This is a genomic window from uncultured Cyclobacterium sp. (genome assembly GCF_963977555.1).
Lineage (GTDB): Bacteria > Bacteroidota > Bacteroidia > Cytophagales > Cyclobacteriaceae > Cyclobacterium.
This window is the reverse complement of record NZ_CAXBPD010000015.1, coordinates 45526-56998: the sequence shown is the minus strand read 5'-3', so window position 1 is coordinate 56998 and position 11473 is coordinate 45526. Positions and strand designations below refer to the sequence as shown.

Here is an 11473-nt window from a genome sequence, read left to right as displayed (position 1 = left end):
TAAGATTAACAGTGGAAGACCTCTTTGGAAATAACTATCCTTCATCAAGTAAAGATCTGTACGCGGACATTATCCTTCCGGTGCCTATTCCGCTTACATTTACCTATAGTATAGGACCTGAAATTCAGGAGGAAATAGGCATAGGCTATCGTGTAATGGTTCAATTTGGAAGGAAAAGGATCCTCACAGGCATTGTGGCTAAAGTCCATCAAAAGGCTCCAGAAGCATATAAAGCCAAGCCCATTCTAGACTTACTGGATGATTATCCTATAGTAAATGCCTTGCAAATCAAATTCTGGGGCTGGTTGGCCAGTTATTATTGCTGCCATATAGGAGAAGTAATGAATGCGGCACTACCTAGTGGTTTAAAGCTTTCTACCGAGAGTAAGGTTCAAATGCATCCTGATTTTGAATTGGAAAATCCTGGTTATCCTATGGATGATAGGGAATTGCTGATTCTTGAGGCATTGGAGAAAAAGGAGGAAGTCAATGTTGACCAGCTGGAATCAGTAGTGCCTGTAAGAGCCCTTCACAAAATTATTAAAAGCCTACTTGCCAAGAAAGCCATTCTGGTTTACGAATCTGTTAAAGAAAAATATAGTCCTAAGGTAGAGGTAAGAGTGCGCTTAGCGCCAGAGTACCTTTCTGATTCCAATAAACTCAATGAATTATTTGAAGGAATCAAAGGTAAAGAAAAGCAAGAAAATGTCTTGCTTAAATATTTGCAACAAGTACCTATTTTTAAAAACAGTCAGTTAAATGATGAGGGACTATCCAAAAAAGTATTGACTGATTCAGGCTGTTCACCTTCTTCCATTGATACCCTTGTTAAAAACAAGGTTTTGCAAAGTTTTAAAGTTAAAATAAGCCGTTTTTCGCCTATTCAGATAGACGACAAGCCCATTGAGCTATCAGGTGAACAAAAAGAGGCTTATGATGCCGTTCAGAAGGAATTTACCAGCAAAGCTACCGTACTTCTACATGGAATTACTGGCTCTGGTAAAACGGAGATTTATATAAAGCTTATTTTGGAAGTTCTGGAAAGCGGTTCTCAAGTATTGTTGCTACTTCCAGAAATTGCCCTTACCACTCATTTGGTAGCCAGATTACAGAAAGTCTTTGGAGATAAAATGGGGGTATTCCATTCCAAGTATTCAGACAATGAACGGGTAGATATTTGGCAAGGGGTTTTATCAGGTAAATACAACTTTATCATAGGAGTTAGGTCTTCTTTGTTTTTGCCTTTTGATAGTTTAGGGCTAGTCATTGTAGATGAAGAACATGAACCATCCTATAAGCAATATGATCCTGCTCCCAGGTTTCATGCCAGAGATGCGGCCATCATGATGGCCTGGTTGCATCAAGCCAAGACTGTGCTCGGTACAGCTACCCCTGCATTTGAAACCTTTAGTAATGCCCAAAATGACAAATATGGCTATGTGAGAATGGACCAGCGGTATGGAGATGCAGAATTACCTCATTTTCATTTGGCCGATATTTTAAAGGACAAAAAGAAAAACCTGCTAAAGTTAGATTTTACCAGGCTTATGAGAGAAAAAATTCAGGAGGCCTTAAACCACCAGGAGCAAGTGCTTATTTTCCAAAATAGGAGGGGGTATGCCCCTTATATTACCTGTGATGAATGTGGTTGGATTCCCGAATGTGAACATTGCGATGTCAGCTTAACTTACCACCAGTACCAGGAGGAATTGAGATGCCATTATTGTGGTTTTAAAGATAAAGTACCTGTAAAATGTCAGGCTTGTGGAAGTAATAAAATCACAACAGTAGGATCAGGCACAGAAAGAATAGAAGAAAACCTCTCTTTACTTTTTCCAGAAGCCCGTATTCTAAGGATGGACCTGGATACCACGCGGAGCAAATATGGCTATCAAAAAATACTAGAGGAATTTGGGTCTGGAAATGTAGATATATTGGTAGGTACTCAAATGATCACCAAGGGGCTTGATTTTGACAGGGTTTCCTTGGTAGGGATTGTTGATGCTGATAGAATTTTATTCTACCCGGATTTCAGGTCTGGAGAAAGAGCTTTTCAACAGATTACCCAAGTGGCCGGAAGGGCCGGGAGGAGGAATGTTACTGGTAATGTTATCATTCAAACAAGGCGTCCTGATCAGTTGATTTTCAAGCAGATAATGAATGGTAATTACAATGATTTTTACCAACAAGAAATGGGAGAGCGGCGCCAATTTTACTATCCACCTTTTGTTAAAAACATCAAAATAGTTACCAAGCACAAAGACTTTAAAACAGCCGAAACAGCGGCTATCCAATTGAAAAACCTGCTATCAGATATAGAAGGTAGGAAGATAATTCTGGGGCCAGAGAAAGCATTAATTGGGAAGATTAAAAACCTCTTTCTTTTTGAAATTTGGATCAAACTTGAAAAAAATGCGAATACGCAAGAGCGCTTCAAACAGGAGATGGTCCGGATTATTTCTGAATTGCAGGGTGACAAACGGTTCCGTTCTGTTAGGTTTTTAATTGATGTTGATCCCTATTAGTGGTTAGACCTGTGCTTTTGTCTATTTTTCATTCTATTTCTGCCGTTCAATTAAAAGCGAAATTTTTATAGTAGGAAGCAGGCTAAGTCATAGAAATATCCTTAAAGAACCATATTTATTTTAAGGTTTTAACATTCCGTAACACTTGCGTTAATTTTTTTTTGTAATGCTTAACTTTTCATCGAAAGTATATAAACTATCGATTTAAGAATACAGTTATTTTAGGTGCTTTTTCAGTCTTTATCATCAATGATATTTGTTGCAATAGTATATTTCTTGGTTTTATTAGTTATATTATTGAGTAAATGACATATGATGTTAATTTTATTTTATTAAATTTAGGAAAAGAAAATTTAATAAATGGGTCATTATTTTGAAACCATAACTTTTGAATCTTTAGATGGCTTCCAGTGTGACTTGAAGCATTTATTGTCTCCCGCTGCAACGAAAGGACCTGTATTATTGGTGCATGGTGCAGGGGTAAGTAGTAATATATTCAATCCTCCATCCAGTAATAATATTATTCATGCGCTAGCAGAAGCGGGTTATGATGTTTGGTTAGAAAACTGGAGGGGCAGTGTTCAATTTGAGCCAAATGAGTGGAATTTAGATCAGGTAGCCTTATACGACCATCCCGCAGCAGTTAGGAAGGTTGTTGAACATACAGGGTCAAAAGAAATAATGGCCATAATTCATTGCCAAGGAAGCACCAGTTTTATGATATCATCCATACTTGGGCTCATCCCTGAGGTGAAATTAATTATTAGCAACGCGGTTTCCTTACATCCGGTCGTACCTTTTTACTCTAAAATCAAACTGAAATTGCTGGTGCCTTTGGTAAGTAAATTTTTTAAATACCTGGATCCTCAATGGGGATTGCGGGCACCTGATTTTAAATCTAAAATGGTTTTAAAAGTAGTGAAAGCAACACATTGGGAAAAAGATTCGATGGTTGGGAAAATGGTCAGTTTTACTTATGGATCGGGTTTTCCTGCACTATGGGAACTTGACAATATTGATGAAAAAACAAAAGAATGGATACAATATGAGTTTGCACATGTTCCATTAACTTTTTTTTCACACATTCAAAAGTGTGTTGCCAATGGAGCATTGACCCGATATGAAGAGGGAGCGGGAGGTTATACAGAAAAGGCTCCAATGACAACCGCAAGGTTTGTATTGTTTGCAGGTAAGAAGAACAAATGTTTTTTACCCAAAAGTCAAGAAAACACTTTTGAATACCTGAATAAATTGCAGCCAGGGTTACATAAATTGTACTTATTAGAGGATTACAGTCACTTGGATGTGTTTTTTGGAAAAAACGCCCATATGGATGTGTTCCCTAAAATGATAAATGAACTTGAACTTGGATGAAAAGCCATTATGCCCCCAAAAAGAATTAAGAAATATACCGGTAGATATGCATTGGTAGACGGTATTCCTTATACCATGCCTGTAAGCTCATCAGATTCTCCAGCTTTAATGGCTGGGTTTTCATGTGACTGGGAAAAAGCCAACGCCCTATTGCCTGGAAATGAAATTCATGCCATGAAATTGCCCAATGGCAGGGCAGCATTGATGATTACCATTATCAATTACCTGGATACAAGTATTGGTAAATACATAGAATACAGCATTGCTATAGCTTGTACTCATGGTTCAAAACCAGCCCCAAGAATATTAAATACCCTATTATTGGGGCATTATGGTACAGGACAGTACATTTTGGATCTTCCAGTAAGCAGTGAGATATCTGTAAAGGGAGGCAAAGGTATCTGGGGAATGCCCAAGCACAAGGCCAACCTTGATTTTAAAGTCACCGAGGATAAAGTGACCAGTCAATATGAAAAGGATGGGCAGTTTGCTTTCAGAATAGAAATTAATAAACCCAAATCTCCTTCAATCAAGCTAAAAGTAGGGGCAACCAACTATTGCAGGTTTAGGAATATGTTGATGGCATCTTATATTTATTTTGAATCAAAGGCTGGCATTAATTTACTGGGAAAGGCCAGAGGAAGTCTTTTTATTGGAGATCATCCAAAGGTAGCCGCTTTGAAACATATCGATATCAATCCAGATCCCTTTTTTACCACTTTTATGCCAAAAACCAACGGGATATTGGATGATCATTTTGATTCTTGGTTTATGACTTATGATGAACCGCCGGAAGCAATGACCGAAGGTTTAGAGTCAGTGTATCCCCTCGGGTATACTGAGGATTGGCTGCCAGCTCCATCTATCTCTGATTATGAAAAATTCCGAATATAAAAATTTACTATAAAATGAGTCCGTTAAAAAAAACATTATTAGACATCAATAATGCCTACATCTTTTTTTGTTCTTCTATTTATTTAGGGATGTTTTGGTCATTGCATTACTTCTGGTTTCCGAATTATCCTAAGACCTTAAACCTATCCAATTATTATGATGCCATTATTCCTCAGACGGATCTGGCTACAAAATTTTTCTTTGTTTCCATTCCAATAATGGCAATAGCGCTCGTGATTATGTTGATTACGGAGTGGAAATCGGGACTCAGATGGGTTCCAATAGCTTGGATTCCGGGACTATTAGCACCTGTATTGATCCAGCAACTTTATATTGAAGATGTTAATAACCAATTTAAAGCAGGTTTAACGGATGAAAGCACCTTGCAAGCATTGCTGACTGAATGGATGTGGCTCAATGACCTTCGGTGGATCATTCTTACCATAATGTGGCTAATAACGATGTATTTCTTTATCGCCAAAGCTAAAAGTAAACATCAAAACCATGAATGAAAAAAAAATATTAGGTTTATCCTTTCGGTACACTGAATTGCTAGTGGTATTAATTTCCTTTATTACCCTGGTTTCTGGTGTGGTTCAAATGCTGGCACCGTCTTTTATGCTTGACTTTATCGGCAAGGAAGTGCCCACGCCATCCTCAGCACATTTCTTTGCAATTGTAGGCATGTTTATGGCCCTCTTTGGCGGAATGGTGCTGCATGCCGTTTATAGCTCCATTACCAACAAACAAGTTGTTTTATGGGCAGCTCTACAGAAATTTGGGGCATTTATAGCGGTAAGTATTGGCGTGTTCAATGGATTGTTTTCTATTTTAGCCATGTCTGTAGCCATATTTGATCTTTTCTCAGGAGTGGTTTTCATCGTTTATTTGAGGGTGCTCAACGCCTCCACTACTTAAAAGCTCTTTTTATTGAAGTATGCGATCTGTTAATTCAAAACAGAAATAAAAAAGGGTTCAAAATTTAACGTAACAATTAGGATGTTAATTATTAACCAACAAAATGACAAAGATCCGAAACGAACATTAATATTGGCTGGAGGGGGGATGCGTGTTGCCTATCAGGCTGGTGTTATGAAAGCGTTGGAGGAAGAAAAGCTCGTCTTTTCTCATGCAGACGGCGCTTCCGGCGGTATTTTTAATGCTGCAATGTTGGCTACTGGTCATTCTGTGAATAAAATTATAAATAAATGGAAGTCACTAAACTTCAATCATTTTACTTCATTAATTAGCCTTAAAGAATACTTTACTCCGTGGAAACTCAGAGCTTTGGGTGATGCTGATGGGATTAGGGACAAGATTTTACCACATTTTGAGGTTAGTGCTTCAAAGATCAAAGAACTCAATTTACCTGTTACTTTTTCAGTTTGTAATTTCACTAAAAAGACTGTCGATACCATCTCAACAGATCAACTAGAAGAAAACCATTTGTTGGCTGGCGTTTCCTTACCTATCCTAATGCCAGCCCTGAAAATTAAGAATGATTGGTTTATCGATGCCGTGTGGATAAAGGATGCTAACTTAATGGAGGCAGTCAAAAGGGGGGCAGAGGACATATGGCTGATCTGGGGAATTGGCAATTATCCTGCCTATTTGCCTGGCTCTCTCAATCAATATGTGCATTCTATAGAAATGAGTGCTAACGGTGCCTTATTTGAAGAGTTTGAACAAATTAAATGGATAAATAAGCTAATCGAACTTGGGAATTCTCCGTTTGGCCAAACCAGGCCAATTCAAGTTTTCATTGTGAAACCAAAACTTCCCTTACCGCTTGACCCTGAATTGTTCCTTAAAAAGATAACCGCAAGGTCCTTAATTAATATGGGGTATCAGGATACCAAAAATTACCTTAGGGAGAAACCTGAATATGGGGATTCCCTTGATTTCAGGGCTACGCAGACGAAGAACTCTGGTGATTACTTGTGTCTACCCATGAAATTCTCAGGAAAGCTTGAAATAAAGGATAAAAAACACCAGGTAGATCTCTATATTTTCCTGCGTAAAACCATCGTGAATGAAGTGGAAAGCATTGAAGCTTTTTCCAGTATCTATATAAAAGCTATTGATCAAGAAATAATTGGTGGGCTTACCAAAGTTACAGTCTATGGAAAAGGTTCTAGTGAAACCTTGATAGAGATCGAGACCAATGTCAACTACGAAGAAAAAGCCCATTTGCTTAAGGCGGAGTTGCGCTGCTCAAGCCCTTGGAACTGGTTAATGGGACTTGCTTTCAAATCAGTTGATGTTAAGATTTATTCAAGTCATGTAGCACCTGATAGTATTTTTATGGAAGGAAAGCTCTATCAATCTTTTATAACACGGATAAAGGCTGTAGGTCTAAGTTTGGCCAAAAAGAAGAACGGTTCTAATGGTGGCATTGGATTTAAATTTGGAATGATAAAAAATATTTTACAAAATGAAGTTTGAGAGAAAACCAATGGTCAATTGGTATGACCCCAAACAGTTGGCTTTCACAAGTGTCAAAACTGTGTTGTCCTCTGTTTTCGGTAATTTTGCAGATAGAAGAGAGCTGCAAGCCGCCTTAGATCAGGAAACCAACCCCTTTGATTATTCTCAGAAAGAGGAATTATGGTTTGACTATATATCCGATTTAGGTGATGGTTTTAATCCCACATTTACGCTTGCCCATTTATTGGGCAGAGAAAGCTTAGCTTTGAGGGGGAAAATTCTCAAAAGGGGCGATATTTTAGTTATGGGAGGCGATGAAGTTTATCCCACTCCGGAAAATATTGAATATGACAATAGGCTAAGAGGTCCCTATACAGCTGCTTTTCCAAAAGACAAATCAGATATCGATAGGCCTGATGTTTTTGCTATTCCTGGCAACCATGATTGGTATGATGGATTGACAAATTTTTTAAGGCTATTTACCCAAAAGCGTTCCCTTGGTAATTGGAAAACCCAACAAAATCGAAGCTATTTTGCACTCAAATTACCTTATGACTATTGGATTATAGCGATTGATATTCAATTGAATGCAGACATTGATTTCCCTCAAATTTGCTATTTTAAAGAAATGGCAAGAGCACATTTTAACTCCAATAGTAAGTTAATATTGTGTACCTCAGAGCCATCTTGGGTTTACAAATCATTTGACCTGGAAAATGGTTCCTTTGATCGACTACAGTTCTTTATAGATAAGGTTCTCTTAGGACGAGGGGATAAAGCCTACGAAGAGAAAAATAAGAATATAAATATAGAAGTCATTTTAACAGGGGATTTGCACCATTATGCCAGGTACGAAACTGTAAAGGATGATGCTAAACCCTGCCAATTGATAACCGCAGGAGGAGGAGGTGCCTTCATGCATCCTACCCATACATTAAAAAATGAAATAAATGCCATTCACAACAGAAAGGCTAAACTGGAAAAGACCTTTCCACCAAAATCAAGCTCAGTAAAACTTAGCTTATTAAATCTAGCCTTTCCATTTTTTAGCCGTACAATGCTGCTTTTTTTCGGTATTTACAATGTTTTCACCTCCTACATTCTTCAAACGAAGATGATAAATGGTACGACATTGATGGAAAACCTGTCCGGCTACAATCTGTTTAACAATGAGTTTCCAGAGATATTCTATTCCATAACTGATACATTACTCCACTTTCCCACTGCGCTTTTTCTCAATCTTTTGTTATTTGTGGGTATTGTGATGTTTACAGATACCAGTTCGGGTAAAAAGAACCTAAACTACATAGCAGGAGTCATTCATGGCCTTTTACATTTAGTCAATTTTTATTTCCTTCTATGGCTTTTTTCTTACCTGAACCTTAATGTTTGGGGAATGGACGTTGATAAAGGGATAACCATATTGCTCTACAGTGCTGAAATGATTCTTTTTGGGGGTTTAATCAGTTGTTTCTTCTTTGGTCTTTACTTGACCATAAGTGTCGTTCTATTGAAGAATCACATAACGGAAGCATCTTCTTCTTACCGTTGGGAAGGGTATAAAAACTTTTTGAGAATTTCAATTGATAAGGAGGGGCTAACCATATACCCGATAGGAGTAAAAAAAGTGGTGAGCAATTGGAAGCAAGTTGGCACCGTTGAAGATCCACGCTTTGAAGGAGAACCCATAAATTATGAATTGATAGAGGACCCTATATTTATAAAAAATGAAAAAATTAGCTAAACCCCTTGCAAGCATACAGCCTGAATATGATTATGTAATCATCGGTTCAGGGTATGGAGGAAGTATTTCAGCATCAAGGATGGCTCGATCAGGACAAGCTGTTTGTCTTTTTGAAAAGGGCAAGGAATTTTTGCCCGGTGAATTTCCGGATACCCTTTTCAATGCATCGAAAGAAATGAATTTTATAAAGGGTAAATCCACAAGTCTTGAAAAAAATGGACTGTATGAATTTACCATGGGCAATGGCATCAATGTTTTTAAAGGATGTGGTCTTGGAGGAACTTCTTTGGTAAACGCCAATGTCTCCATTGAGCCAGAAGACAGGGTGATGCAAGATAAAATGTGGCCTGAAGCAATAAGGCAAGACCTGGCATCATTTGAAGAAGGGGTGAGTAGGGCCAAGGGAATGCTTAAACCTAATCCCTATCCAGAGAATAAAAATGGCTATCCAGTTCTTAAAAAGACAGAAGCCATGCGTAAGTCCGCTGCTTATATGTCTTCTCCCTTTCGGCTTTTGGATATAAACGTCAATTTTGAAACGAAAACCAACCATGTTGGTGTAAAGCAGCCAAAGTGTACCAATTGTGGGGATTGTGTAACAGGATGTAATATAGGAGCTAAAAACACCACGGCAATGAATTATTTGCCAGATGCATACAATCACGGAGCTGATATTTTCACCTCCATTAATGTCAGGTATGTAAAAAAGGCCCAATCACATTGGCAGGTATATTATCATCCGATTGGCATTGGTAGGGACAATTTCGATGCACCTCTTCTGTTTATCAAAGCCAAAAATGTAATACTTAGCGCTGGTTCTTTGGGTTCAACGGAAATTTTGTTTAGGTCAGCGAAAATGGGGCTCAAAGTTTCCAATAGGTTGGGTATGAGGTTTACAGGCAATGGGGATGTTCTTGGCTTTGGCTATAACAATGACGAAAGAATCAACGGTATTGGTTTAGGTAGCAAAGGCACAGACCAAATTGCCAATGTCGGACCTTGTATTACCAGTGTAATAGACCTTAGGGAACGAGATAATCTGGAGGATGGGATGACCCTTGAAGAGGGGACTATTCCCGGTCCGATTAGGAGCATAATGCCCAATGCTTTGATTGCTTTTTCGAGATTAGCAGGAAAAGATACTGACAGAGGCTTTAAGGACTATTTTAAGGAGAAATTTAGAGAATTTAGAAGTCTATTCTTGGGAGCTTTTCATGGAGCAGTAGCTCATACGCAAATCTACCTGGTCATGACCCATGACGATGGAAATGGGACCATGAAAATGGATGACGAAGGCAAGTTAACACTTAATTGGGAGGGAGTAGGCAAGCAGGAGATTTTCAATAAAGTCAATGGAGAAATGTTTAGTGCTACCCAAGCACTTGGAGGGACAAAAATACCCAATCCGACTTGGAACAATCTGATGAACTACGACCTGGTGACTGTACACCCTTTGGGTGGTTGTGGCATGGGAGATAGTGCAGAAACAGGAGTTGTAAATCACAAAGGACAAGTCTTTGCTTCTGATAATGGCACTGATCTACATGAAGGTTTATACGTGCTGGATGGCGCAATTATTCCTAGACCAGTAGGGACCAACCCACTTTTAACTATTAGTGCCTTGGCAGAAAGAAGTTGCAAACTAATAGCAGAAGAGAAGGGATATGAATTGAATTATGACTTCGCTGTTCCCTCCAATTTAGAGGGCGAACAAACATCGGGTACAGGAGTACAATTTACCGAAACCATGAAAGGTTTTATAGGCTTAGGAGAAACAGAAGATTTTGAAAAAGGCTTTGCAAAAGGAAAGATAGATAACAATACTTTTGAGTTTACGCTGACCATACAAGCAGAAGACATTGATGCCTTTGTGGCAGATGAGAATCATGCTGGAAGAATGATTGGAAATATGATTGCCCCAGCGATTAGTAAAGAGCCTCTTTCGGCTTACAATGGTATTTTCAATTTGTTTATCCAGGATGTGGGGGATAAGGAAAGAAAACGCATGAACTATAATGCGGCCTTAATTAGTCCTTCAGGCGAAAACTACTTTTTCGAAGGGTTTAAAGACATTTACAATAACAATGTTGTGGATGCATGGAAGGATACCACCACACTTTTTATAACTTTATATGAAGGAAATACAGCAGGTGGTAAAATTGTGGGCAAAGGTAAATTGGTAATAAAGGTCTCGGATTTGCTCAAGCAATTAAGAACCGTTAAATCCTTACATCCCAAAAACAATGAAGAAGGAAGGAAAGCCATAGGGGCATTTGGGAAGTTTTTTGCAGGGAATGTTTTTGAAACCTACTTTAAACCTTAGGTCATAATTAGCTTATAACCAGTTTTTAGTGTGCCTATAACGCTATAATCAGTAATAAAATTCCATTTAGTGGTTGGACCCGAAATAGGCAAAAGTCAACCTATTGCGTAGAGATCCGCCTCTGAAGATAAAATCAGCCACTTTGTTGCTGTTTGGAGAAATCACGATAGGGATGCTAAAATCTCC

8 protein-coding genes are annotated in these 11473 nt (G+C 38.4%); all 8 read left to right on the top strand.

Annotated features, from left to right (window positions below; translation table 11 throughout):
* Positions 1-11 precede the first annotated feature (11 nt).
* Positions 12-2525 carry a primosomal protein N' gene (gene priA / locus AAC073_RS17580; protein WP_339925112.1) on the top strand — a complete coding sequence of 838 codons (2514 nt, stop codon included), beginning with the start codon at positions 12-14 and terminating at the stop codon, positions 2523-2525.
* A gap of 360 nt (positions 2526-2885) precedes the next feature.
* Entirely contained in the window at positions 2886-3899 is a 1014-nt protein-coding gene (locus AAC073_RS17575; RefSeq protein ID WP_339925111.1) for an alpha/beta fold hydrolase, read from the top strand.
* A 9-nt stretch (positions 3900-3908) separates the two neighbouring features.
* A complete protein-coding gene (locus tag AAC073_RS17570) occupies positions 3909-4793 on the top strand; it encodes an acetoacetate decarboxylase family protein (protein WP_339925110.1) in 885 nt (294 codons plus the stop codon).
* A 14-nt stretch (positions 4794-4807) separates the two neighbouring features.
* On the top strand, positions 4808-5305 hold the full coding sequence (locus AAC073_RS17565; protein ID WP_339925109.1) for a hypothetical protein: 498 nt from the start codon (positions 4808-4810) through the stop codon (positions 5303-5305).
* Entirely contained in the window at positions 5298-5711 is a 414-nt protein-coding gene (locus tag AAC073_RS17560; protein ID WP_339925108.1) for a patatin, read from the top strand. The genes AAC073_RS17565 and AAC073_RS17560 overlap by 8 nt, the downstream gene beginning before the upstream one ends.
* Positions 5712-5792: 81 nt before the next feature.
* Positions 5793-7238, top strand: coding sequence for a patatin-like phospholipase family protein (locus AAC073_RS17555; protein WP_339925107.1), 1446 nt, complete (start codon positions 5793-5795; stop codon positions 7236-7238).
* Positions 7228-8964, top strand: a complete 1737-nt coding sequence (locus AAC073_RS17550) for a metallophosphoesterase (RefSeq protein WP_339925106.1) — start codon at positions 7228-7230, stop codon at positions 8962-8964. Before AAC073_RS17555 ends, AAC073_RS17550 begins: the two co-directional genes overlap by 11 nt.
* The gene (locus AAC073_RS17545; protein ID WP_339925105.1) at positions 8948-11287 is read left to right on the top strand and encodes a GMC family oxidoreductase N-terminal domain-containing protein; all 2340 of its coding nucleotides are present in this window, start codon (positions 8948-8950) and stop codon (positions 11285-11287) included. Before AAC073_RS17550 ends, AAC073_RS17545 begins: the two co-directional genes overlap by 17 nt.
* The last annotated feature ends 186 nt before the right edge of the window (positions 11288-11473 follow it).